The organism is Microvirga sp. 2MCAF35 (genome assembly GCF_052115545.1).
Lineage (GTDB): Bacteria > Pseudomonadota > Alphaproteobacteria > Rhizobiales > Beijerinckiaceae > Microvirga.
This window is the reverse complement of sequence record NZ_JBFRGW010000055.1, coordinates 1-23,706: the sequence shown is the minus strand read 5'-3', so window position 1 is coordinate 23,706 and position 23,706 is coordinate 1. Positions and strand designations below refer to the sequence as shown.

General features: G+C 63.1%; 16 protein-coding genes and 1 pseudogene. 10 read left to right on the top strand and 7 right to left on the bottom strand.

From position 1 onward, the window contains the following. A partial coding sequence (locus tag AB4097_RS19880; RefSeq protein WP_442042753.1) for a M10 family metallopeptidase C-terminal domain-containing protein occupies nt 1-1,435 on the bottom strand: 1,435 nt, incomplete at its 3' end. A gap of 360 nt (nt 1,436-1,795) precedes the next feature. On the opposite strand from AB4097_RS19880, the gene tyrS reads away from it, so the two are divergent. After that, complete coding sequence (tyrS, locus tag AB4097_RS19875) at nt 1,796-3,058, top strand: tyrosine--tRNA ligase (RefSeq protein ID WP_442042751.1); 1,263 nt, start codon at nt 1,796-1,798, stop codon at nt 3,056-3,058. Between the two features lie 293 nt (nt 3,059-3,351). Here tyrS and AB4097_RS19870 read toward each other — a convergent pair whose 3' ends face one another. Next, nucleotides 3,352-6,813, bottom strand: coding sequence for a hypothetical protein (locus tag AB4097_RS19870; RefSeq protein ID WP_442042749.1), 3,462 nt, complete (start codon nt 6,811-6,813; stop codon nt 3,352-3,354). A gap of 158 nt (nt 6,814-6,971) precedes the next feature. On the opposite strand from AB4097_RS19870, the gene AB4097_RS19865 reads away from it, so the two are divergent. Both AB4097_RS19865 and AB4097_RS19860 read left to right on the top strand, forming a co-directional pair. Then, nucleotides 6,972-7,442: a peroxiredoxin gene (locus AB4097_RS19865; RefSeq protein ID WP_442042747.1), complete on the top strand. Its 471-nt coding sequence runs from the start codon at nt 6,972-6,974 to the stop codon at nt 7,440-7,442. Nucleotides 7,443-7,524: 82 nt separating this feature from the next. Beyond that, entirely contained in the window at nt 7,525-8,796 is a 1,272-nt protein-coding gene (locus AB4097_RS19860; protein ID WP_442042745.1) for a matrixin family metalloprotease, read from the top strand. 57 nt (nt 8,797-8,853) lie between these two features. On the opposite strand, the gene prfB is transcribed toward AB4097_RS19860, so the two are convergent. The 3 genes from prfB to AB4097_RS19845 all read right to left on the bottom strand — a co-directional run bounded on the left by prfB (nt 8,854) and on the right by AB4097_RS19845 (nt 13,960). Further along, nucleotides 8,854-9,982, bottom strand: a protein-coding gene (prfB, locus tag AB4097_RS19855) for a peptide chain release factor 2 (protein ID WP_442042743.1) whose coding sequence is annotated in 2 segments (ribosomal slippage) — nt 8,854-9,912 and nt 9,914-9,982 — 1,128 coding nt in all. Because the reading frame shifts where the segments join, the coding sequence is not laid out codon by codon here. 169 nt (nt 9,983-10,151) lie between these two features. Further along, on the bottom strand, nt 10,152-12,605 hold the full coding sequence (locus tag AB4097_RS19850; RefSeq protein WP_442042741.1) for a penicillin-binding protein 1A: 2,454 nt from the start codon (nt 12,603-12,605) through the stop codon (nt 10,152-10,154). Between the two features lie 110 nt (nt 12,606-12,715). Beyond that, complete coding sequence (locus AB4097_RS19845; RefSeq protein WP_442042739.1) at nt 12,716-13,960, bottom strand: N-acetylmuramoyl-L-alanine amidase; 1,245 nt, start codon at nt 13,958-13,960, stop codon at nt 12,716-12,718. A gap of 609 nt (nt 13,961-14,569) precedes the next feature. Here AB4097_RS19845 and AB4097_RS19840 point away from each other — a divergent pair. Continuing rightward, nucleotides 14,570-17,293, top strand: a complete 2,724-nt coding sequence (locus AB4097_RS19840) for an Rne/Rng family ribonuclease (protein WP_442042737.1) — start codon at nt 14,570-14,572, stop codon at nt 17,291-17,293. 100 nt (nt 17,294-17,393) lie between these two features. Here AB4097_RS19840 and AB4097_RS19835 read toward each other — a convergent pair whose 3' ends face one another. After that, nucleotides 17,394-18,575, bottom strand: coding sequence for a pyridoxal phosphate-dependent aminotransferase (locus AB4097_RS19835; protein WP_442042734.1), 1,182 nt, complete (start codon nt 18,573-18,575; stop codon nt 17,394-17,396). Nucleotides 18,576-18,763: 188 nt separating this feature from the next. On the opposite strand from AB4097_RS19835, the gene AB4097_RS19830 reads away from it, so the two are divergent. The 6 genes from AB4097_RS19830 to aat all read left to right on the top strand — a co-directional run bounded on the left by AB4097_RS19830 (nt 18,764) and on the right by aat (nt 23,562). Beyond that, a complete protein-coding gene (locus AB4097_RS19830; protein ID WP_442042732.1) occupies nt 18,764-19,543 on the top strand; it encodes a DsbA family protein in 780 nt (259 codons plus the stop codon). A gap of 250 nt (nt 19,544-19,793) precedes the next feature. Next, nucleotides 19,794-20,261, top strand: coding sequence for a type II 3-dehydroquinate dehydratase (aroQ, locus tag AB4097_RS19825; protein WP_442042730.1), 468 nt, complete (start codon nt 19,794-19,796; stop codon nt 20,259-20,261). A 25-nt stretch (nt 20,262-20,286) separates the two neighbouring features. Then, nucleotides 20,287-20,766: an acetyl-CoA carboxylase biotin carboxyl carrier protein gene (gene accB / locus AB4097_RS19820; RefSeq protein ID WP_442042728.1), complete on the top strand. Its 480-nt coding sequence runs from the start codon at nt 20,287-20,289 to the stop codon at nt 20,764-20,766. An 8-nt stretch (nt 20,767-20,774) separates the two neighbouring features. Then, entirely contained in the window at nt 20,775-22,133 is a 1,359-nt protein-coding gene (gene accC / locus AB4097_RS19815; protein ID WP_442042726.1) for an acetyl-CoA carboxylase biotin carboxylase subunit, read from the top strand. Between the two features lie 84 nt (nt 22,134-22,217). Further along, on the top strand, nt 22,218-22,820 hold the full coding sequence (locus tag AB4097_RS19810) for a class I SAM-dependent methyltransferase (RefSeq protein ID WP_442042724.1): 603 nt from the start codon (nt 22,218-22,220) through the stop codon (nt 22,818-22,820). Nucleotides 22,821-22,881: 61 nt separating this feature from the next. Continuing rightward, nucleotides 22,882-23,562, top strand: coding sequence for a leucyl/phenylalanyl-tRNA--protein transferase (gene aat / locus AB4097_RS19805; protein WP_442042722.1), 681 nt, complete (start codon nt 22,882-22,884; stop codon nt 23,560-23,562). Nucleotides 23,563-23,574: 12 nt separating this feature from the next. Here aat and AB4097_RS19800 read toward each other — a convergent pair. Continuing rightward, nucleotides 23,575-23,706 (bottom strand): annotated as a pseudogene (locus AB4097_RS19800) (IS5/IS1182 family transposase); the annotation flags it as partial.

Below are 23,706 nucleotides of genomic sequence, written 5' to 3'. Positions count from 1 at the left end.
CGTTGCCGTCCTGGCCGTTGAGCTCGTTGGCGTCGGCCGAGCCATAGACCGTGTCGTTGCCCGAGCCGCCGACCACGTTCTCGAAGCCGCTGATCACGTCGCCCGCCGCCTGACCGGCGGTGTAGCCGGTGCGCAGGTCGACCAGAGCCCCCTCCGCCCCATCATAGACGAGCGTGTCGATGTCAGCGCCGCCGTCGAGCGTGTCGGCGCCCGCGCCACCATAGATGACATCGTTGCCAGCGCCGCCCATGACGAGGTCGTTGCCACGATCGCCAGAAAGGAAATCGTTGCCATCGTCGCCGTAGAGCTTGTCGTTGCCATTGCCGCCATCTAGGGAATCGTTCCCTGAATTCCCGGAAAGAACGTTGTTGGCGGCGTTGCCTATAATCATGTCGTTCCCCGATCCGCCGATCGCATTCTCGATCAGAGAGCGAATATCACCATGATACTGCAACGCGTTGTAGACGTTGCCCTTTGCACTGGCCGAGAGCTGGGTGGCAGACGTTAAGGAGAAGCGACCTGGCGACAGATCGATTTTGAGATTGGTGCTGTAGTTCTCAAAATTGTAGGTATCGACCCCTCCTCCGTCCCAGATCGTCAGGAGAATTGCATTCGAAATGGGCCGGCCCTGACCGACGCCGTTTACGAAAGTCTCACCAGTTTGCGGGCTCCACTTATAGACGGTGTTGCCACTGTTCGTCGTAAAATCGGCGCCATACATTTCTTGCAGGCCGGCGATGTCGTACATCATGAATGTCTGTGGTCGCCCAGTGACGTTGTACGACATGACCGAGTATTCGGTCGAATCATGCTGAGCACTCATTTTCGGCAGGTTTCCGCCGCTTTCGTGCGTGTGCTTCATGCCAAGCGAATGCCCGAGCTCATGCAAAAGCAGATAATACTGGTAGCTCCCGAGAGCGGCCGTCCCGTCCGCATGGGTAATCCACGTGTCGCCGCCATAAACGGGGACGCCGGGATAATATCCGTGACTGCGATTGATGATGTCACCGGGTTCGTAGGCACTCAGTTTGATGTTGGCATCATTCCGACCTGCGTAAACGAATGTCGTGTTCGTGAACGATTCGAGTGAGGTCAGAGACATCACTCCGGCTGTCCCCTTGAAAATGCCGTGGAAGGCAGTTTGCGAATCCAGAGACAAAGGCTTGAAGCCCGAAGCGCTGGGATTGATCCATTCGAAATCCGAGCGTGAATCCGGGAAGCTGTAGGTGATCGTGCTGTTAGCCCATTGGGATCCGGAGAAGACCGCTAGCACATCCCGATCAATGTTGGTCGGGGCATAATATTTGGTGCCCGCAATCGCAACATTCGGGAGACCTGCCGCAACGGCAGAAAAAACCCCTAGAGGCAGGCCTGAAACATTCTCGTTCAGCCAATCATAGGCACCGGAGAACCAAGACGAAACACTGCTGAACAAGGGTGCACCGGCTGCAAAGGATGCCCACTTTGCAGTCTCCTCAGAAGTCCCCGCTCGGCTATAGGATAAGAAGGAAGTATCTCTGCTCCCTGTACCATATGTGTCGTGGTCATTAAGTGACGTAAGGGAGGCCCTCCTTTCCAGATTGTGTGAAAACGAGGCCCAAGAAACGCCCTTACCATCGGCAACACAAGCATAGCACATGGAAGTCTCTCCCTCTGCATGTCGCTTAATGTTATATTAATTCAATTTAAGAGCTTGGCAATAGATATGTCCTCCCGGGAAGCGTGATGATTAGGTGGAATCCCCGGGACAACCTGTTAGAAGGGCGCCCTTGAACCTTTTATGACGAGAGCCGCGATGAACGCGCCCCGATCCGAATTCCTGAAAGTCCTCACCGAGCGGGGCTTCATTCACCAGACGTCCGATTTCGACGGAGTGGATGCAGCTGCCCTCGAGAGCCGGCTGACGACCTATGTGGGCTATGACTGCACGGGGCCGTCCCTGCATGTGGGGCACCTGCTCTCCATCATGATGCTGCACTGGCTCCAGAAGACGGGCGCCGGCAAGCCGATCACGCTCATGGGCGGCGGCACGACCCGGGTGGGCGACCCCTCGGGCAAGGACGAGAGCCGCAAGCTCCTGACCGTCGAGCAGATCGAGGCCAACAAGGAGAGCATCAGGACGGTCTTCTCGCGCTTCATCTCGTTCGGCGACGGTAAAACCGACGCGATGATGGCCGACAATGCCGAGTGGCTGACCAAGCTCAACTACATCGAGTTCCTGCGCGACGTGGGCCGCCACTTCTCGGTCAACCGCATGCTGTCCTTCGACAGCGTGAAGCTGCGCCTCGAACGGGAGCACGAGCTGTCGTTCCTGGAATTCAACTACATGATCCTCCAGGCCTACGACTTCGTGGAGCTCAACAAGCGCTACGGCTGCGTGCTGCAGATGGGCGGCTCGGACCAGTGGGGCAACATCGTCAACGGCATCGATCTCGGCCGCCGGCTCGGCACGCCGCAGCTCTACGCGGTCACCTGCCCGCTCCTGACGACGGCGTCCGGCGCCAAGATGGGCAAGACGGCCTCCGGGGCGGTCTGGCTCAACGCCGACATGCTGAGCCCCTACGATTACTGGCAGTTCTGGCGCAACACCGAGGATGCGGATGTCGGCCGCTTCTTGAAGCTCTTCACCATCCTGCCAATGGACGAGATCGCCAAGCTCTCGGCCCTTCAGGGCGCGGAGATCAATGAGGCGAAGAAAGTTCTCGCAACGGAAGCCACGGCCCTCCTCCATGGCCGCGAAGCCGCGCTGCTCGCGGCCGATACGGCGCAGAAGACCTTCGAGCAGGGTGCGCTGGCTGAGAGCCTGCCGACCATCGAGGTGCAGTCCAGAATCCTGCAGGAGGGACTCGGCGTGCTGACGGCCTTCGGCCCGGACTACGCGAAGCTCGTGCCCTCATCGAGCGAAGCGCGCCGCCAGGTGAAGAGCGGCGGTCTGAAGGTGAACGACGAAACGGTTTCGGATGAACGGGCGACACTGGGCCTTTCCGACCTGACCGCCGAAGGCGTGATCAAGCTGTCCTTCGGCAAGAAGAAGCACGTCCTCCTTCGCGCCGTCTAAGCAGCGGTCCCAGAGCGACAAGCGCTACAGTGTCATTCCCGGCCGGAGCGTAGCGAAGGAGAAGGGAATCCATCGCTCAGCGCGCGGGAGTGGATCCTCTTCCCTTGCCTGCGGCTCGCCGAGGATGACACCCGCCATGTCATGGCCGGCCTTGTGCTGGCCATCCCGCTTGTGTGATGCGCGGCGCCTTCCGATCGGGATCACCGGCACCGGTCCCCGGATCAAGTCCAGGGAGGTGATGACGTATGCGCGTGATCAAATGCTTTCAGATCCCGCCCTCGCCCTCAATGCTCCTAACGCTCCGGCACCGTCGGCAGTGATCCCGTCTGCGGTTCCGCTCCCACGCCGAAGAGCTTGCGCAAGAAGCCGGGAGCGACGGCTGAAAGCGGATTGACCGTCAGGGACGGCGAGCTCGCCTGCCCGTTCAGGCGGAAATTGACCGCGAACAACCCTTCATACTGACTCCCGCCCAACAGCGGTCCGAAGAGCGGAACCTGGGCAAAGACGTTGTTGAGGCCGTAGGCGGGGACGAAGGTGCCGGAGATGTCGAGCCGGTCGCGGGCATAATCGATGAAGCCGCCGAGCGTGAACCCGATCTGGTTGCCCCAGATGGCCGCGTCCTTGAAATCGAGCCGGCCGGCATTGCGGGTGAATTCCAGGCGGGCCTTGGCGAACTGCACCTCGTTCACGTCCACGCGGACCGTCTGCGGATTGCCGGCTCGGTCCTGCCCGGCGACGATCTGGGTCTGGGTCGGGATGATCCGGCGAAGGGCCGGCTCGTTGACCAGGGCGAATGAGTGCAGGATCACATGCCCGGACTGTGGGCCGTCGCCCGTGGCGATCTGGAGAATGAGATCGCCGCCGGACATGCGCCGATAAACGTCGGTAAAGCGCAGGAGCGCACCGGCATCCTGCGCCTGCAGGATCACCACCGGATTGCCCGCATCCGTCATGGTCCGCCCGATGACGTCGGTCGCGCCGAGACGCCCCTTCATGTCGAGTTGGCGAAGGTTGTCCTTGCGCACGGAGGCCTTGATCGCCGCATTGGTGATCGCCTCCTCATTGTAGCCGGTGAGGATGTTCAGGTTGAGATCGAGATCGAATTCCTTGCCGTCCTTCTGAGCGGCAGCATTCCGGCCCGACGCGGCGGAACCCGTGGCGCCGCCTTTCACGAAGGGACGGGCGTCGCCCACATTGCCCCGGATCGTGACCTTATAGACGTTGTTGGTGCGCTCGACCTGGGCGCGCATGTCGTCGCCGGGCGAAAGCTTGAAGGTCGAGAGTTCCGCCTTTTCCAGCCCCCCCTCGCTCGTGAGCACCGCATTGCCCTTCAACTGCACCGCGCCGCTCTCGAGAACGAGATCCCGGATCTCGTTGGTCGGGCCATCGACCATCGTGAAGCTCAGCTTTCCTGGTCGTCCGGCCGGCTTCACCCAGCCGGGGATCAGCTGATCGATTCCGGCCTTGGCAAGATCCGCCTCGACCAGGATGATCGACGGGGCCGACGCGCCGAGAGGCAGGCTTGCCTTCAGGCCAACCGTTCCCGTGAGCTGGGAGCCGAAGGAGAGCCCCCGCCGGCTACGGGCCGCCTCGTCCAGCGAGAACGCGACGCTGGCCTGGCCGCCCTGCCGGTTCTTCTGCAGATCGATGGTGGCCTGGCTTCCTGCGAGCTTGCCATCGCCTTTGACGGCCAGCTCGCCCCTGTCATAGGCGATCGTCAGGGTGGCGCCTTCCAGGCGGTCCTTGCCGAAGAACTTGTCGACGGCAAAATCATTGATCGTTCCGCTGACTTTCAGGGGCATGTCGGCGAAAGGCGGGATGTCGTGGACGGAGAGCCTGATCCCGACGCGCAGATCCGCCTTGCCCTTCATCGTCGCGGGATCGATGTTGAAGCCTGCGATTTCCTTGATGCGCGGCTCCAGCAGCAGAGCGCCCAATCCGTCGGCGCCGCCGCTGAGGCGGAAGTCGATCCGGGTCTGCGCGGTGTCGTCCCAGTAATTGTCCAGGATGAATGCACCGTCGGAAGCCGCCAGGGAGCGGCCCTCCGCCATCTGGACCAGCCCGGTCGACGCGCGCACGCCGATCTCCTTCCCGGTCACACGTCCGATCACATTCATTCCCGAGACCGGCGGAAGACCGTCGGCAATCTGGAGAGTGCCATCGGAGATGGCGAATTCGATCTTCAGGGAGTCCGGCGGCGTCGGACCGTCCGATATCGCCTTCGCGATATCCGCGCCGCTCATCGCCACCTTGAGATCGATGCTATCCAGCATCCCTGCCTTCAGGTTTGAGACCAGGAACCGCCGGACCGGAGGAGCGACCGCCTCGGGCCAGACCCGCAGAGCGGAGCGAATGTTCGTCTTGTCCGCGTGCACATCCAGGTGAAGGCCCTTCGGATCGGCGGAAGCCCCGAGAAGGCCGCTGATGCGGGCCGACAGCTCCGGACCTTTCAGGGTGAGGCTGTTGATCGTGACGCCGTCCGGACCGGACAGGTCGGCCGCGAACTCGCTGACCTGAAGCGGACGATCCCCCGCGGCCGCACCGGACCATTGGAGATTGCGACCACCGAGCGACAGGTGCCACGGCTTGTCGGCGCTGGCCGTGGCAAGACGACCTTGGAGCTGCAGCTTCGTGTCGCCGCCCTTCAGGTCGAGCTTCTGGAGTTCGAGAGCCTTCTCGGCTTCGTTCCACTGCGCCTCGATCGTGGCGCGCTCCACCGGGAAGGCCGACGTGTCCTTGTCCTCGATCTGGAACGTGCCGGCGGTGCTGTCGAGCCGCGCCTTCATCTGCGTGACGCGGCCCGACGCATAAGCGATGTCGAAACGGCCGGAGAACTCGATATCGGTGCTCGCCGGCAGCTCGGACGCTCCCGCGAGCAGGAGAATGTCCTTGATCGGCACTTCCCGCGCGTCCACGCCGGCCCGATAGGCACCATCGCCTTCCACGACGGCTTCGCCGTTGAGAACCCAGGGACCCTGGTCCCCTTCGACCGTCGCGGCGAACCGCCGTCCGCCCTTGTCCGTCCAGTCGAAAACCGCATCGACACGCTGGAACCTGGCCCGCTCCCGGCCGTCCGCATCGACGAAGACCAGGCGCGCATTGGTCAGCTCCGCCTGGCCGAGCGTGTTGAGAACGCTCCCGGGGCCGACCATGAGATCGAGCAGCGACCCGACGACGCCCGAGACGGGGGAAGGACCATTGGCATCGCGAGCCAAGGATGCCGCGGCTTCCTTCGACGGCTCAGGGGCAACGGGCGGAGGCGAAGCGGACGCCTTGCCTTCGGTGGCCTGCACGGGCGAGAAGGCGAGCGACCCGTCCCGGTTCACGAGGACCCGTAATTGCAGGTCGCGCACCGTAATGGCTTTGGGCTGAATGTTGCCGGTGAGAAGGGATGTGAGATTGACGCTGAAGATCGCGTATGGAGCCCGCAGGACGAGATCGCCGCCCGGAGCCCGGATGTCGAGGCCGTTCGCGCGCAAGGCGGGCGAGCCGTCGTGCAACTCGATGGCGGTGTTACCCAAGGTGACGTTCCAGCCAGGCCCGATGCGCGCCGCCAGGGCCTCGGCGACACGTTCAGGCAGGCGCCCGAAACTCATGGGGGCCGCAGAGAGACGCAGGTAAAGCAGGCCGAACGCGGCGACCACGAAGACGACAAGCCCAAGCTTCACATAGAGAGTGCCACGAAGAACGCGGTTGAGGAGGCTCCGTTTGACCGGTTCTCGCCGGGACAACGTGGTACGAAATGGAAGCTTCATTCTTGTGACGTTGGACAATCCGGTTCTTGCGCCTGGGCGCGTATCAGGGAATCAGAGAAGAGACCTTAACTGCCTCAGGTGCCTCCCGCGACCGTTCCCGTCAGTCGTGCACACCAGAGGTTTCCAAACAGTACATTCCGCCGAAAGGAAGGCGATTCATGCCTCTTACCATCGGAACCAAAGCTCCGGCCTTCTCGCTCCCTGCGACAGATGGTCGGGAAATCAGCCTCGACGGCCTGAAGGGCCGCAAGGTCGTCCTGTATTTCTACCCCAAGGACGATACCAGTGGCTGCACGCTCGAAGCGCAGAACTTTCAGGCCCTCAGGAATGAATTCGCCGCTGCTGGCACGGAAATCATCGGCGTCTCACCGGATCCGCTGAAGAGCCACGACAAGTTCCGCGCCAAATACGGCCTCGACTTCGCCCTCGCCTCGGACGAGGCCAAGACCATGCTCAATGCCTATGGCGTCTGGGTCGAGAAGAGCATGTACGGCCGCAGATACATGGGCGTCGAGCGCACCACGGTGCTGATCGACCGCGAGGGCAACATCGCCCAGGTCTGGAACAAGGTGAAGGTGCCGGGTCATGCATTGGAAGTGTTGAAAGCCGCCAAGTCTCTCGGCGAGTGATGGGAAACGACCTTGCAGCCCTTGATTGAAACGTAATACAATTAGGAAGACGTTCCCCGCCATCTGCAAGGCCTCTCCAAATATGACGGACTACAAAGCCATTCTTTCGGGCCAGAGCTGGAATGCCCTGTCGGGCCGGACATTCAGCAAGACCCCGGTTTTCCTGACCTATACGTTCAACGGTCCTCGGTGGGGATCATCGAAGTTCGGGGGCCAAGACAAGGCCATAGCGCGAAAAGCCCTAAAGATGTGGGGCGACGCTTCTGGTATCCGGTTCATAGAGGTCAAGGGGGCTGATGCCGAACTGAAATTCCAATGGCAGTGGGCGGCAGATCCGGATCTGATTGCCTGGGCGGAATTTCCAGAGCTCGGCCGGGATTTCTTTGACGAAGGGGGCTTAATTCGAGATTTCGGTGGCGGCAACGTCTACCTTAACACCGAGCATCGTACCGAACTCTCGTCGAATAGTAATTATAAGCTCTATGTCCTTCTCCATGAGATTGGCCACGCGCTCGGCCTCAAGCATCCCTTCCACAAGATGGATTACAACAAGCAACTGTTGAGATCAGACTTGGATAACGTGCAGCATACTGTGATGAGCTACACGGGGGGAGATCCCAACATGCAGTCGGTTGGTCTCGGTCTCCTGGACATCCAGGCTATTCGTGCTCTCTACGGCAGCCCTTCGCAAGATGGGCGACAGGTCGCGAAATGGAGTTGGAGCGCATCGACCCAAACCCTCACCCAGATCGGCAAGAGCAAGGGGGACGTCATCCATGGCGTCGCGGTCAAGGACATCATCAAGGGCGGTCACGGCGATGACAAGATCTACGGCTTCAACGGCAACGACGTTCTCTACGGGGAGGACGGCAACGATTTCCTGAGTGGTGGGAATGGCGATGACGTGCTCTACGGAGACGTTGGTCGCGATACCCTGAGTGGAGGGTTCGGTAACGACATGCTGCAGGGAGGGACAGGTAGCGACACCTTAACGGGTGGCCACGGCAGTGATCAGTTTGTATTCGATACGGCGTTCAATGGTATCGACGACATCGACCAGATCATGGACTTCAACCAAACGCTGGATGCGTATTGGGATGATGAGGATTGGGAATATGAGGACAAGATCGTCCTTTCATCGACGATCTTCAGCACTCTCGCAAAGGGCATCTTGAGCGATCGGGCTTTTGTGGAAGGAGCAGCCGCGGTGGATGCGGATGACCGGATCCTGTTCAATCGGGGAGAGCAATCTCTTTCTTACGACCCAGACGGCTCGGGCCCGTCAGTTGCTCTGCGCTTTGCAAAGCTCCTTGGAACGGTGGCAGTCAGTGCCTCCGACTTCTACGTCGTATAGATTGAGCTGCCTGCAATGGATAAGACCCGCTTTATTCATCAAGCGGGCCTTCTTATCTCAATCGATATCCTCGACCTCGGCGTCACCACCATAGACGCGCTGGGCGAGTGAGGCTTCCATGAAGGGGTCGAGGTCGCCGTCGAGCACGTCCTGCGGACTCGTGGACTGGGCGCCGGTGCGCAGGTCCTTCACCATCTGGTAGGGCTGGAGCACGTAGGAGCGGATCTGGTGGCCCCAGCCGATATCCGTCTTGGCGGCGGCTTCGGCGTTGGCCTTCTCCTCGCGCTTCTTCAGCTCGGCTTCGTATAGGCGCGCGCGCAGCATGTTCCAGGCGGTCGCCCGGTTCTTGTGCTGGGAGCGTTCCTGCTGGCAGGCCACGACGATGCCGCTCGGGATATGCGTGATGCGCACCGCCGAGTCGGTGGTGTTCACGTGCTGGCCGCCGGCGCCCGAGGACCGGAATGTGTCGATGCGGCAGTCGGATTCCTTGATCTCGATATTGATGCGGTCGTCCACCACCGGGTAGACCCACACCGACGCGAAGCTCGTGTGGCGGCGTGCGTTCGAATCGTAAGGCGAGATGCGCACGAGACGGTGCACGCCCGACTCTGTCTTGAGCCAGCCATAGGCGTTGAGGCCCTTGATCAGGAGCGTGGCGCTCTTGATGCCGGCCTCTTCGCCGTCGGTGATTTCGAGAAGCTCGACCTTGTACTTCCGGCGCTCGGCCCACCGGGCATACATGCGCTGGAGCATGTTGGCCCAGTCCTGGCTTTCTGTGCCGCCCGCGCCCGAATGCACTTCCACATAGGTATCGTTGGCATCCGCCTCGCCCGAGAGCAGGGTCTCGACCTGGCGACGGGCCGCCTCGGCCTGAAGGCCGCGGATCGTCTCCTCGCCTTCTCGGATCGTGGCTTCGTCCTCCTCGGCCTCACCGAGTTCGATCAGCGTGATGGCGTCTTCGAGTTCCTGCTCAAGGCGCTTCACGGCCGTGATCTGATCCTCGAGCGACGTGCGCTCGCGCATGATCTTCTGCGCGGCGTCGGCATCGTTCCAGAGATTCGGATCCTCGGCCTGGGCGTTCAGTTCCGCGAGGCGTCGCTGGGCAGTATCCCAGTCAAAGATGCCTCCTCAGCAGCCCGACTGACTGCTTGGTCTCTTCTACGAGATGTTGAATTTCGGCGCGCATGATGTCTTTGCTGTCCGTGCCTGTGATGGTGGCGTCTTAAGGGGGGACCCGCTGGCTGTCAAAGGCCCCCTCCCTAAAGTCAACGGATTGTCCGACGGCTGAAGACAGGGCCGAAGAACAATCCGTTTTCCATGTGTGATGGGCGATTTCTATATGAGAGCGAAGCCGCTCAGTACAATCCGCCCGGGCCTACGCCCACGGCCCGTTGCCCCCCCGGCGGAGGAGCCGGAGCATACTCGGCCTGCGGGACCTCTTCCGCCGAAGGCTCCGGCGGCACGTATTCCGGCGGAGCCTGGCCCGGCTTGAACGCTTCGATGATCGTGCCGCCGCCCTCGCCGCCCGCGCGGGTGCCGGTGGCGGCATTGACGCGGATCAGCTTGATGCCCGCGGGCACGCGGAACGGCGTCGCCGGCTTGTCCTTGAGCGCCATCTGCATGAAATCGCGGAAGACCGGTGCCGCGTACTGGCCCGCCGTCGCCGCGTTGCCGAGGGACTTAGGCGTGTCGTAGCCGAGGAACACGCCGACCGCGAGATCAGGCGAGAAGCCCACGAACCACACATCCTTGGCGTCGTTGGTGGTGCCGGTCTTGCCGGCGAGCGGCTTGCCTACGGCCTTGACCGACTGCGCCGTGCCGCGCTGGACCACACCTTCGAGGATCGAGGTGATCTGGTAGGCGGTCAGCGGATCGAGCACCTGCTCGCGCGTTTCGGTCAGCTTGGGCGCCGCACCGCCATCCCACTTCTCCGCATCGCAGCCGCTGCACCTGCGGTCGTCGTGGCGATAGAGCGTCCGGCCGTTGCGGTCCTGGATCTGGTCGATCAGGGTCGGCTTGATGCGGCGGCCGCCGTTGGCGAACATGGAATAGGCCGCCGTCATGCGCATGACGGTTGTCTCGCCTGCGCCAAGCGACATGGAGAGCAGCGGCAGCAGGTCGTCATAGACGCCGAAGCGACGGGCATATTCCGAGATGGCCGGCATGCCGACTTCGTTGGCGAGACGCACCGTCATCAGGTTCTTGGAATGCTCGATGCCGTAGCGCAGGGTCCGCAGACCGCCCGATTTGCCGTCGTAGTTGGACGGTGCCCAGGCAGCCTGTCCTGGGCCCATGTCGAGCACGAAGGGCGAGTCCATAATCTGGTTCGATGGCGTGTAGCCGTTGTCGAGGGCGGTCGCGTAGACGATCGGCTTGAACGAGGAACCCGGTTGGCGCATGGCCTGGACCGCCCGGTTGAACTCGCTCTGGTCATAGGAGAAGCCGCCCACCATCGCGTGGACGCGGCCCGTATTGGGATCCATGGCCACGATGGCGCCCGAAATCTCGGGGATTTGGCGCAGGCGGAACTGGCCCGGCTTGTCGTTCATCGGCTCCACATAGACCACATCGCCGACGGAAATGGCGCGCTCGACGGGTCGGCGGGTCCATTTCGCGCCATCGGCCGTCACAAGGCCGGTCTCGCGGTCCTTGACCAACTGCCCGGACGCTTCGCGCTTAGGCTGCAGGCCGATCTTCGCCCGCCCGCCGGCCACCTCAAGCACGACGGCCAGACGCCAGGGCTGCACGTCGCCGAGCGCTGGCACCTCCGCCAGGGCCAAGCCCCATTCGCGCCCCGCGAGGTCTATCTTCTGCTGGGATCCACGCCAGCCGCGCGCCTCGTCGAAACGCACCAGACCGTCGACCAGGGCCTTGCGAGCCATGGCCTGCATCTTGGGATCGAGGGTCGACCGGATGAGCAGGCCGCCCTCATAGAGGGTTTCCTCGCCGTAGCGCTCCGCGATGTCGCGGCGCACGCCCTCGGCGAAGTAGCCCGACGCGATGCTGTTCGGAGAGACCACCCGCGGCTTGACGTTCAGAGGCTCCTTCTGGGCCGCCTCCGCGTCCTCCTTCGAGATGTAGCCGTTGGCGGCCATGCGCTCGATCACCCAGTTCCGACGGTCGATGGCGGCCTTGCGCTGGCGGAAGGGGTGGTAATTGTTCGGCCCCTTGGGCAGAGCGGCGATGTAGGCGGCCTCCGCGATGGTGAGCTCGTGGATGGACTTGCCGAAATAGTCGAGCGCCGCCGCCGCGATGCCGTGCAGGTTGCGGCCCGGGGTCAGGGTGCCGAGGAAGATCTCGTTGAGATAGAGCTCGAGGATCTTGTCCTTGGAGAAGGTGGATTCCATGCGCAGCGCGATCAGCGCCTCGCGGATCTTGCGCTCGTAGCTCCTCTCGTTGCCGACGAGGAAGTTCTTGGCGACCTGCTGGGTGATCGTCGAAGCGCCCTGCTCCCTCGCTCCGCCGGACCGGAGATTGGCCACGACGGCGCGCACGAGCCCTTCGGGGTCCACGCCCATGTGCTTGTAGAAATTTTTGTCCTCGGCCGAGAGGAAGGCCCCGATCACGAGCTTGGGAACGGCCTGGATCGGCACGTAGAGGCGGCGCTCGCGGGCGTATTCGGCCATCAGGCTGCCGTCCGCCGCATGGATGCGGGTCATCACCGGCGGCTCGTAATTGGCGAGCTGGGCGTGATCCGGCAGATCCTTCGAATAGAACCAGAACCCATAGGCGAGCCCCACGGCGCCGATCAGGAAGAAGATCGCTCCGACGCTGAAGAGGAAGCCGAAAAATCTTAGGACAAAGCGCATCCGAAGGTGTTCCATGACGGCGCCCAGGGCGCCCGTTTATGCAGATCTTGAAACGCGCATCCTCGTTACCCGATGAATCGCGCCCCCGCTATGGGGTATCCACACTCTCTCTATGGTAAAACTGCGGCAGCACCCCTGCGGGCAATCCGCGCGGCGAAAAAGCGATCCACCGCGACAGACATGGCCGAGACCATTTTGGCGCGCCATTCCTCGGACATCAACAGGTCCAGGTCCTTTTGGCTCGAAAGATAGCCGAGTTCGACCAGGACCGACGGGACATCATGCGCCCGTAGCACCTGGAAACGGGCCTGCCGGTGAGGATTCTTGTTGAGGCGAGCGATGGAATCGAACTCGCCCACGAGACGGCTGGCGAAGCCGTGGGAGAAGCTCCGCGTTTCCCGCAGTGTCAGTTCCATCAGGATGTCCGACACATCGTCCGGAATATCGCGCGATTCGACGCCTGCCACCGCATCCGCCTTGTTTTCGCGGTCGGCGAGCCTGGCTGAATCGGCGTCCGAAGCCCTTTCGGCCCCGGTATAGATCGTCAGCCCCCTCACCTCCTGGCCGCCGGAGATCGAATCCGCATGGATGGAAATGAAGAGATCGGCCTGCACCCCGCGGGCGGCGCGCACCCGGTCGCCGAGGGAGATGAACACGTCCTCGTCGCGGGTCATGACGATCCTGTAGCGGCCGTTCTCCTCCAGCTTCCGCTTCAGCCTCTGAGCGAAGGCCAGAACCAGGTCCTTCTCGTAGACATTGCCCGAAGAGGCGTTCGCCCCCGGGTCGATACCGCCATGGCCGGGATCGATCACGATGACCGGCCGGGCATCCTTGACATCCTGGACGATGGGCGCCGAGGCCTCCTTCGTGGCGGACGCGCTTTCGACGGCCGCCTTGTGGAACTCATCCCGTTCGGTGCGGGACAGTTCGATGGTCAGGATCGTTGCGGCGCCCGTGGCATCGGGCGCGGTGGTCATGCCGGAAACCACGGCGGGCTGCGTCAGCTCCATGACCACCCGGGAGCGGCCCGGGGCGAAGAGACCGTAGCGGTACGACGCAATGAGACCTTCCCGGCTGCGACCCGCTTCCTGGGGAAGATGGAAGGCCACCTCCGGCAGGTCGATGATGACCCGGTCGGGGCGCTCCATCAGCGAGACTTGCGCCATCACGGCTTTCGAAAGGGTAACCTTAAAACGGGTTTTAGCCCCATCCGATTCGACCGCGACGGCGGCCGCGATGGCGGGAGCACCTGCCTTCGCACCCTCTCCGGCCGCATGGGCATGATTGCCCCCCGAGGCCACGAGGACCACCATGAGGCAAGCGCCGGCAAGGCGGAGGAAGGGGGAAATGGGCATTGGTGATCGCTGAAGTGACGAGCGTCCTTCCTATACTGATAGACGGCGCTTGGTTAACGGAACCTCACGTCGCACGCTGGATTCATGACACTCTGTTGCATTCATAGCACAGTGACACGGGATCTTGCCAAATGCCCCAATCGCTCTGTAATGATCTTGATCCCGTCCGGCATGGCCGAATCTGACGGCGGATCCGGAGGAGACGGTTGTGTTGACCGATCCTCCAGGAGACCCGTCACCCTCGACAGGCTCACGGACAGGATCATAGGGCGACACTTGTCGCCACCCGCCGATGACCGAGTTTCGGCTCATCGATACCTAGTACGAAAGGGTCGTGTCGAATGGTTGCGCACACGAAGTCAGTTCTGACCTTCGTTTCTGCACCGTTCGAATCGCGCGTTTCATCCCGCGCACGCCCTGGCTTCACCCTTTCCGGCTCAAAGCCGGCCCAATTCAACCCAGAATGCGCCCCAAAGCGGCGCACGATGGCGATCGACAGCACTCCGAACGCAATTTCAGCCCGCCGTCCTTCTTGGCGGCGCGGCCATCCGCCCACAATGCGGCCCCTGCCTCAGGTCCTGCCCTCGATCGCCATGTCGAGAGTTCAACATGGCAAACAAGATGCTCATCGATGCCTCACACCCGGAAGAAACCCGGGTCGTGGTGGTACGTGGTCAGAAGGTCGAAGAATTCGACTTCGAATCCGCTAACCGGAAGCAGCTGCGCGGGAATATCTATCTCGCCAAGGTGACCCGGGTCGAACCGTCGCTCCAGGCGGCCTTTGTGGAATACGGCGGAAACCGTCACGGGTTCCTCGCCTTCAGCGAAATTCATCCCGACTACTATCAGATCCCCGTCGCCGACCGTCAGGCGCTGCTCGAAGCCGAGGCCGAGGCTCAGCGCGAGGAAGAGCAGGAAGAAGAGCGTCGCAGCCGCGGCCGCCGTCGCCGTTCCTCACCGCGGCGGGCCAAGAACGACGAGACCGTGGTCTCGACGGAAGCCGAAGCCGGAACCGAGGGCGCCATGGAGGCGGCCCAGGATGGCGACAGCTCCGTTGAAGCTGGGGCCTCTGGCGAGGAGCACGAGGCCTACGGTGCCGAGACGCAGGATGCCGTCGCTCCGGTGACGGCCAGCGACCTGGCGCGAGGCGAGGCCGCGGTCGAGGCGGTCGAAGGCTCGGCCCACGTGGAGGCCCCGGAGGGAAACGAGGCTGCACAGGGCGATGAGGCTGCGGAAGCCGCCGAGGCCCGGGCGCCCGAAGGCGACACCGACGAGGACGAGGACGAAGAAGACGAGGACGAGGACGAAGACGATCACGATGTGGAAGAGCACGAGATCGTCGAGCAGCTCGGCGGAGACGACGCGATCGAGGACCTGCCTCAGCGCCGGCGCGCGCCGCGCAAGCAGTACAAGATCCAGGAAGTCATCAAGCGCCGCCAGATCCTGCTGGTTCAGGTCGTCAAGGAAGAGCGCGGCAACAAGGGCGCGGCGCTCACCACCTATCTGTCGCTCGCCGGTCGCTATTCCGTGCTCATGCCCAACACGGGCCGGGGCGGCGGCATCTCCCGCAAGATCACCAACGCGGCCGACCGCAAGCGACTGAAGGAAATCGCCCAGGAGCTGGAGGTGCCCGAGGGAATGGGCATCATCCTGCGCACGGCCGGCGCCTCGCGCACCAAGCCCGAGATCAAGCGCGACTACGAATACCTGATGCGCCTCTGGGAAAGCGTGCGCGAGCTGACCCTCAAGTCGGCGGCCCCCGCCCTCGTCTATGAGGAAGGCTCCCTCATCAAGCGCGCCATCCGCGACCTCTACAACAAGGACATCGACGACGTCATGGTCGCCGGTGAGGAGGGCTATCGCGAGGCCAAGGACTTCATGCGGATGCTCATGCCGAGCCATTCGAAGCTGGTCCAACCCTACCGCGATCCGCAGCCCCTCTTTGCGAAGTTCGGCGTCGAAGCCCAGCTCGATGCCATGTTCTCCAACGTGGTGACCCTGAAATCGGGCGGCTATCTCGTCATCAACCCGACGGAAGCCCTCGTCTCCATCGACGTGAATTCCGGCCGTTCGACCCGCGAGCACAACATCGAGGACACGGCGCTGCGCACCAACCTCGAGGCGTCCGAGGAAATCGCCCGCCAGTTGCGCCTGCGCGATCTCGCCGGTCTCGTGGTGATCGACTTCATCGACATGGAGGAGAAGCGCAACAACCGCGCCGTCGAGAAGAAACTCAACGAATGCCTGAAGAACGACCGCGCCCGCATCCAGGTAGGCCGCATCTCGCCCTTCGGCCTCCTCGAAATGTCGCGTCAGCGCATCCGCACCGGCGTACTGGAATCCTCCTCGATCCCCTGCCCGCATTGCGCCGGCACGGGCTTCGTGCGCTCGACGCCGTCGGTTGCCCTGCAGGTGCTGCGCTCGATTGAGGAAACCCTCATCAAGAATGCCAGTTACAACCTCGTTGTCCGCACCCGGATGGAGGCGGCCTTCTACATCCTGAACCAGAAGCGCATCCACCTGCGCGAACTGGAGACCCGCTTCGGCGTTGCGATCTCCATCGTGGCCGACGACAGTCTCCATGGCACGACCACCTATGCCATCGAGCGCGGCGAGCCCGCCCTCAAGCTCGAGCATAAGTCGGCCGCGACCGGCATCCAGATCGACGCGATTGCCATCGACGAGCCTGAAGAAGAGGTTGAGGTTGAGGTCGAGGCTGAAGAAGAAGCCGCCGAGGAGGCTCAAGGCAGCGAAGAGCGCGGCGAGGAAGGTGAAGGCGGCGGACGCCGTCGCCGTCGTCGGCGCCGCCGTCGCGGTCGCGACCGGGAAGGCTTTGCGGGCGAAGCCCAGGGCGAGGACGGTGTGGAAGCCGGAGAGGCCGAGGGCGAATCCGACGAGGAAGAAGCCGAGGTCGAGGCCTTCGGTGCGGAGGCTGCTCCCGCCGAAGCAGGCGAGTCGGACGAGGATTCCCGCGGCGGACGCCGCCGCCGTCGCGGTCGCCGCGGTGGTCGTGGACGTGGCCGTGACGAGACAGCCGAGGAATTCGCCATCGAGGAAGGTTTCGTGGCTCCCGACCAGGTTCAGGCCGCGCCGGCTCCGGTCGAAGCCGCTCCGGCAGAAGCCGCCTCCGAGACTCCGGAGCCCCGGCCGACCGCCGAAAGCGAGCCGATCGTTACGTCATCCCATCCTATCGCCGAAGCGCCCGTTCCTCCGCCGGCTCCCGTCGTTCCCGAGCCGGAACCGGTCGCCGTCGTCCTGACCCCGCCGGATCCCGAGCGCCCGAAGCGCGCCGGCTGGTGGTCCAAGGCCAAGTCGGTCTTGAGCGGATCGTAAGGTCCAAAATGAAATGCCCGGCCATGAGCCGGGCATTTTGTTGAAAGAGTCTTTACTCGTCACGTCATGGCCGGCACAGGGCCGGCGATGACGAGTGCAGTTACTTCAGCCACCCCTTCAGCCGCGCCACCGTCTCGCGGCAATCATTCTCGGAACCGGCGAAGGACAGGCGCAGGTAGTGCGAACCCTCGATGGGGTCGAAATCGAGCCCTGGCGTCGCGGCCACACCCGCCTCCTCCAGCATGCGCCTGGAGAAGCCGATGGAATCGTTCGTGAAGCGGGCGATGTCGGCATAGATGTAGAAGGCGCCGTCCACCGGGTGCATCTCGGTGATGCCGATCCTGGGCAGCTCCTCCAGGAGATAGGCGCGGTTGCGGGCGTAAGCAGCCTTCACGGCCTCGAGCTCCTCCGCCGCGTCGAAGGCGGCGAGCGCCGCCACCTGGGAGAGGTAGGGGGGCGAAATGTAGAGGTTCTGCGCCAGCCGCTCGATGGGGCGAACCAGGCGGTCCGGAACCACGATCCAGCCGATGCGCCAGCCGGTCATGCAGTAATATTTCGAGAAGGAGTTGATCACGACGGCATCGTCGTCGGAGGCGAGCGCCGTGGACGCAGCCTCGCCGTAGGTCAGCCCGTGATAGATCTCGTCCGACACGAACCACAGCCCCAGGCGGCGGCAGGTCTCGCCCAGCTCGGCCAGGGCCTTGCGGCCGATCATGGTGCCGGAGGGATTGGCCGGGCTCATGGCGAGGATGCCGTGGAGCGGCTTCTCCGCATGGGCCTTCTCGATGGCCCGGGCGGTCATGATCCAGCCATCCGCCTTGGCGAGCGGGATCGTCACCGGCTCGATGCCGAGCGCCTCCAGGATGTTCCGGTAGGCCGGATAGCCCGGCGCGGTGATCGCCACCCGCTGTCCCGGATCGAAGAGGCTCAGGAAAGCCAGCACGAACCCGGCCGACGAGCCGGTGGTCACGACCACCCGCTCCGGTGCGATGCTCACGCCATAAGCCTCGCGGTAATGCCGGGCAATCCTCTCCCGCAGGGCCGAGATGCCGAGGGCCTCCGTATAGCCGATGCGGCCGAGGTCCAAAGCGGCCTTGGCCGCCTCCCGGGCGGCGCGCGGAGCGGGCGCGGACGGCTGGCCGACCTCCATGTGGATGACGCTGTCCCCCCGCCGTTCCTTGGCTGCGGCCGCGCTCAGCACGTCCATGGCGAGGAAGGAGGCCACGCGATCCATGCGGCGGGCGATGAGGGGTGAGTGGAGATCGGCGGATGATTTGGTCATGAGAGGCTCGTATCCCGTTGCCGGGGCGGTCTCAAGGCGGTTCATGGCGCGACATTGTCATACAATACGAACCCGTGATTTGACGCCGCACTCCATAAGCCGCTAACTCGCGGTAGAACAACGAGTCTCAACTCCGCCTCGAACCATTGGTAGACAGAGGCGTCGAAGACTTCCGCAAAGGACCGAATATGCGCTTTTCGCTTCTCTCCATCGGCCGGACCGCAGCCCTGCTCGGCGCTCTAGCGATCGCCCCCGCCGCGATGGCGCAGGGCACGGTCTTCAACGACCAGCAGAAGCAGGCCATCGGCGAGATCGTGAAGGATTATCTCCTGAAGAACCCCGAGGTCCTGACCGAGGTGATCGCCGAGCTCGAGAAGCGCCAGGCGGAAGCGCAGCAGGTCGCCCAGGCCGGCGCTGTGAAGGAGACGAAACAGGCGCTCCTGAACGCCTCCCATTCCTACGTGGTCGGCAATGCCTCGGGCGACATTACCCTGGTGGAGTTCTTCGATTACAATTGCGGCTACTGCAAGAAGGCGCTGTCCGACGTGCAGACGCTGATGAAGAGCGACCCGAAGCTGCGGGTCGTCCTGAAAGATTTCCCGGTCCTCGGGCCCGATTCCGTCGAGGCGAGCCGGGTGGCGCTTGCGGTCAAGAACCAGCTCCAGGGCCCGAAGCTCTTCGATTATCACACCAAGGTCCTGGAAAGCCGCGGCCGTGTGAACGGCGAGCGCGCCATGGCGGTGGCCAAGGAGATGGGCGTCGACATGGCGCGCCTTCAGAAGGACATTGAGAGCCCAGATGTCCGCAATGCCCTCCAGGAGAATATGGCCCTCGGCGACAAGCTCAGCCTGACCGGGACGCCGGCCTTCATCGTGGGCGAAACCGTCATCCCCGGCGCCGTCGGCCTCGAGCCCCTGAAGCAGCTCGTGGACAATGTGCGCCAGTGCGGCAAGGCGAGCTGCGGGTAGTTTCCAAACTCCCTTCTATTCCCACTACGTCATCACCTCCCCGGACTTGATCCGGGAATCAGGGCCGGTGATCCCTACGTTTGGACGCGCCTCGCCCTCCCAATCGGGGCGGCCGGATAGGCGAATTCCGTTACGGAACACTCGTCAAGCTTGGGAAAGCCTTGGTTTTCCCCTTCCCCCCTGCTTGCCTTTTGGCTAAGAGGGCGTTTCTGCTCCGCCAGACGGGGCTGCAAGGAACGCTCCTTATCCGATGACCACCGTCTTCGTCCTCAACGGACCCAATCTCAACCTGCTCGGCCGCAGAGAGCCTCACGTCTATGGCAGCACCACGCTGGCCGACATCGAGACGCTCGTGCGTGAGAAGGCCGGGACCCTGGGGACGGCGATCATGTTCCGCCAGTCGAACCACGAGGGACAGCTCGTGGACTGGATCCAGGAAGCGGGAGCGCAGGGAGCCGGGATCGTCATCAATGCCGGCGCCTATACCCACACCTCGATCGCGCTCCGCGATGCCATCTCCGGCAGCGGCGCTCCGACGGTCGAGATCCACATTTCGAATGTTCATGCCCGTGAGGGCTTTCGCCATCGCTCGCTCATAGCGCCCGTTTCCGTCGGCGTGATCTGTGGTTTCGGGCCCATGAGCTATGTGCTCGGCCTGGAAGCGGTTCACCAGGTGATGGCCGAGCGCGCGCGGCAGGCGAAACCCTCCCAGCACTAGTTCCTCAGGAAGTAGAGGTAAGCCCATGGCCAAGGAAAACCCTTTCGATCCCGATCTCGTCCGTGAGCTGGCGAATTTGATCGCCGACACAGACCTCAGCGAGATCGAAGTGGAGAAGGGCGACCTTCGTATCCGCGTGGCGCGCACGATCACGGCCTCCGTCTCCGTCCCGGTCGCGGCTCCCGCAGCCTATGCCGGCCCTGCCCCCATGATGGCCCCGCCTCCGGCGGCCGCCGAGGCTTCCACGGCGGCCAAGCCCGGTGCCCCCCATCCGGGCGCGGTGCTCTCGCCCATGGTCGGCACCGCCTACCGCAAGCCCTCTCCGGACGCGAAGTCCTTCGTCGAGATCGGCTCCAAGGTCCAGGCAGGCGACAAGGTCCTGCTCATCGAAGCCATGAAGACCTTCAACGAGATCGTGGCGCCCCGCGCCGGCACCGTGACCGCCATCTATGTCGAAGACGGAACTCCTGTTGAATACGGCGAACCCCTCCTCGTCATCGAGTAAGGCGCGACATGTTCGATAAGATCCTCATTGCCAATCGCGGCGAGATCGCCCTGCGAATCCTGCGCGCCGCTAAGGAGCTCGGCATCGCCACCGTGGCCGTGCACTCCACCGCCGACGCGGACGCCATGCATGTGCGCCTCGCGGACGAGAGCGTGTGCATCGGTCCCCCGGCCGCCCGCGACAGCTACCTCAACATCCCGGCCCTGATTGCCGCCTGCGAGATCACCGGCGCCGACGCCATCCATCCCGGCTACGGCTTCCTGTCCGAGAACGCGCGTTTCGCGGAGGTGCTCGAGCATCACCGCATCGCCTTCATCGGCCCGAAGGCGGAGCATATCCGCATCATGGGCGACAAGATCGAGGCCAAGCGCACCGCCAAGCGCCTCGGCATCCCCTGCGTGCCCGGATCCGAGGGCGGGATCAACGACGAGACCGAAGCCAAGAAGGTTGCCCGGGACATCGGCTACCCGGTCATCATCAAGGCAGCCGCCGGAGGCGGCGGACGCGGCATGAAGGTGGCCCGCAACGAGGACGACCTCGTTCACGCCTTCCAGACCGCCCGCACCGAGGCCAAGGCCGCTTTCGGCGACGATGCGGTCTATATCGAGAAATACCTGGAAAAGCCGCGCCATATCGAGATCCAGGTTCTGGGCGACGGCAAGGGCAATGCCATCCATCTGGGCGAGCGCGACTGCTCCCTGCAGCGCCGCCACCAGAAGGTCTGGGAGGAAGGCCCCTCGCCGGCTCTCAATGTCGAGATGCGCGAGCGCATCGGCGGCGTCGTGGCCAAGGCCATGCAGGACCTGCAATACGCGGGCGCCGGCACCATCGAGTTCCTCTACGAGGACGGCGAGTTCTACTTCATCGAGATGAACACCCGCATCCAGGTGGAGCACCCGGTCACCGAGATGATTACCGGCATCGACCTGGTGAATGAGCAGATCCGCGTGGCGGCCGGCCATCCGCTCTCGGTCAGACAGGAAGACATCAAGATCGAAGGCCATGCCATCGAGTGCCGCGTGAACGCCGAGCATCCCTCGACCTTCCGCCCCTCGCCCGGCACGATCAGCTACTTCCATCCGCCGGGCGGCCTCGGCGTGCGCGTCGATTCGGCGGCCTACCAGGGCTACCGCATCCCGCCGCACTATGATTCCCTCGTGGGCAAGCTCATCGTCCATGGCCGCACCCGCAACGAGTGCCTCATGCGCCTGCGCCGGGCCCTTGACGAGTTCGTGGTGGACGGGATCGACACCACGCTGCCGCTCTTCCGCACCCTCGTCCGCAACCCGGACATCCAGAACGGCCAGTACGACATCCACTGGCTGGAGAATTTCCTGAAGACGGGCGGCCTGGGCGAAACCGAGTAAGTCTTGTTATAAAATATCCATCCCTCTATTCTGCCATTATCGGAACAGAGGGCCTCCTTCCTAAATGCGAGGCTATGGGAGACCATGCCTCGCTTTCTCCATGTCGGCTGCGGCCCTAAACGCAAGAACCAGACCGTTAAGGCATTCGCCGACCGGGCATGGGAGGAAGTGACACTCGATATCGACGAGAACGTTCGCCCGGACATCGTCGACAAACTTCCCGAAATGTCTCATGTCGCCTCCGACAGTTTCGATGCTGTCTATTCGGCGCACAATATCGAGCATCTTTACCCGCATGAAGTGTCTCTGGCGCTGCAAGCAATGCAACGCGTGCTCAAGCAGGACGGCTTCGTGATCCTGACGTGCCCCGATCTCCAAACGATTGGCGAACGGCTGTCTCAAGGAGACATCGAGACGCCGCTCTATGAAAGCGGACGGGGGCCGGTTTCTCCTATCGACATGCTATTCGGGTTCAGGCCCGCCATGGAGAGCGGCAATCTCTACATGGCCCATCACACGGGCTTCACGCTGAAGTCTCTCAGGGACGCCTGCATTCGATCCGGGTTCGCCAAATTCTTCGGGTTTCGTCGCCCGAGCCGGCATGACCTGTGGGGCCTCGCGACGAAGTCTCAGAAAACTGATGAAGAAGTCCGGGAACTTGGCAAAATCTACCTGAATCCAGTCTGACTTCGCGTTCCGGCTATCCTACTTTATGAAGGACAGCTCGAACGATCGGATAAGTGAGTGAATGACCCGGTCTCCTGACCACGCGATCGAGATTACCCCCGACATCCTGCTGAAAGCCTATGCGGCCGGCATCTTTCCCATGGCGGAGGATGCGGACGATCCGTCGCTCTTCTGGGTCGAACCTCGTGAGCGGGGCATTATCCCTCTCGACAACTTTCGCGTCTCGAAGCGCCTCGCACGGACCGTCCGCTCGGACCAGTTCGAGATCCGGGTCGACCGGGATTTCGATGGAGTCATCGCCGGTTGCGCCGCTCCGGGGGCAGACCGGGAGAAAACCTGGATCAGTCGGCGTATCCGCGAACTCTACGGCGAACTCTTCGACGCGGGATACTGCCACACGGTGGAGGTCTATCGGGAGAATCGTCTCGTCGGAGGACTCTATGGGGTGCGCCTCAACGGGGCCTTCTTCGGGGAGAGCATGTTCCATACGGAACGGGACGCCTCGAAAGTCGCGCTGGTACATCTGGTGGCGCGCCTGCGCCGGGGCGGGTTCTCGCTCCTGGATACCCAGTTCGTGACCTCGCATCTGGCGCAGTTCGGCGCCGTCGAGGTTCCCAGGCGCAGCTACAAGCATATGCTGCGCAATGCCATGGAGCATGGCGCCAACTGGGATTCCTGGCCCGGCGGCAAGGCCGTCAGTGGCGAGGATGTCCTCGCCGCTATACAAGCGAGTAAGATCTAGGCTCAGGACTCGTTAATTGAGGTAGAAGGCGACGGCAGCCGCGATGCAAATGGCTGAGAAGAAGGTGTGGGCGCAGCGGTCGTAGCGGGTGGCGATCCGGCGCCAGTCCTTGAGCTTGGCGAACATGTTCTCAACCTTATGCCG

Excerpts from the sequence above, each read along its gene's own strand:
- tyrS (WP_442042751.1), top strand. The coding sequence starts at position 1,796 with ATGAACGCGCCCCGATCCGAATTCCTGAAAGTCCTCACCGAGCGGGGC.
- AB4097_RS19870 (WP_442042749.1), bottom strand. The coding sequence starts at position 6,813 with ATGAAGCTTCCATTTCGTACCACGTTGTCCCGGCGAGAACCGGTCAAA.
- AB4097_RS19865 (WP_442042747.1), top strand. The coding sequence starts at position 6,972 with ATGCCTCTTACCATCGGAACCAAAGCTCCGGCCTTCTCGCTCCCTGCG.
- AB4097_RS19860 (WP_442042745.1), top strand. The coding sequence starts at position 7,525 with ATGACGGACTACAAAGCCATTCTTTCGGGCCAGAGCTGGAATGCCCTG.
- AB4097_RS19850 (WP_442042741.1), bottom strand. The coding sequence starts at position 12,605 with ATGCGCTTTGTCCTAAGATTTTTCGGCTTCCTCTTCAGCGTCGGAGCG.
- AB4097_RS19845 (WP_442042739.1), bottom strand. The coding sequence starts at position 13,960 with ATGCCCATTTCCCCCTTCCTCCGCCTTGCCGGCGCTTGCCTCATGGTG.
- AB4097_RS19840 (WP_442042737.1), top strand. The coding sequence starts at position 14,570 with ATGGCAAACAAGATGCTCATCGATGCCTCACACCCGGAAGAAACCCGG.
- AB4097_RS19835 (WP_442042734.1), bottom strand. The coding sequence starts at position 18,575 with ATGACCAAATCATCCGCCGATCTCCACTCACCCCTCATCGCCCGCCGC.
- AB4097_RS19830 (WP_442042732.1), top strand. The coding sequence starts at position 18,764 with ATGCGCTTTTCGCTTCTCTCCATCGGCCGGACCGCAGCCCTGCTCGGC.
- aroQ (WP_442042730.1), top strand. The coding sequence starts at position 19,794 with ATGACCACCGTCTTCGTCCTCAACGGACCCAATCTCAACCTGCTCGGC.
- accB (WP_442042728.1), top strand. The coding sequence starts at position 20,287 with ATGGCCAAGGAAAACCCTTTCGATCCCGATCTCGTCCGTGAGCTGGCG.
- accC (WP_442042726.1), top strand. The coding sequence starts at position 20,775 with ATGTTCGATAAGATCCTCATTGCCAATCGCGGCGAGATCGCCCTGCGA.
- AB4097_RS19810 (WP_442042724.1), top strand. The coding sequence starts at position 22,218 with ATGCCTCGCTTTCTCCATGTCGGCTGCGGCCCTAAACGCAAGAACCAG.
- aat (WP_442042722.1), top strand. The coding sequence starts at position 22,882 with ATGACCCGGTCTCCTGACCACGCGATCGAGATTACCCCCGACATCCTG.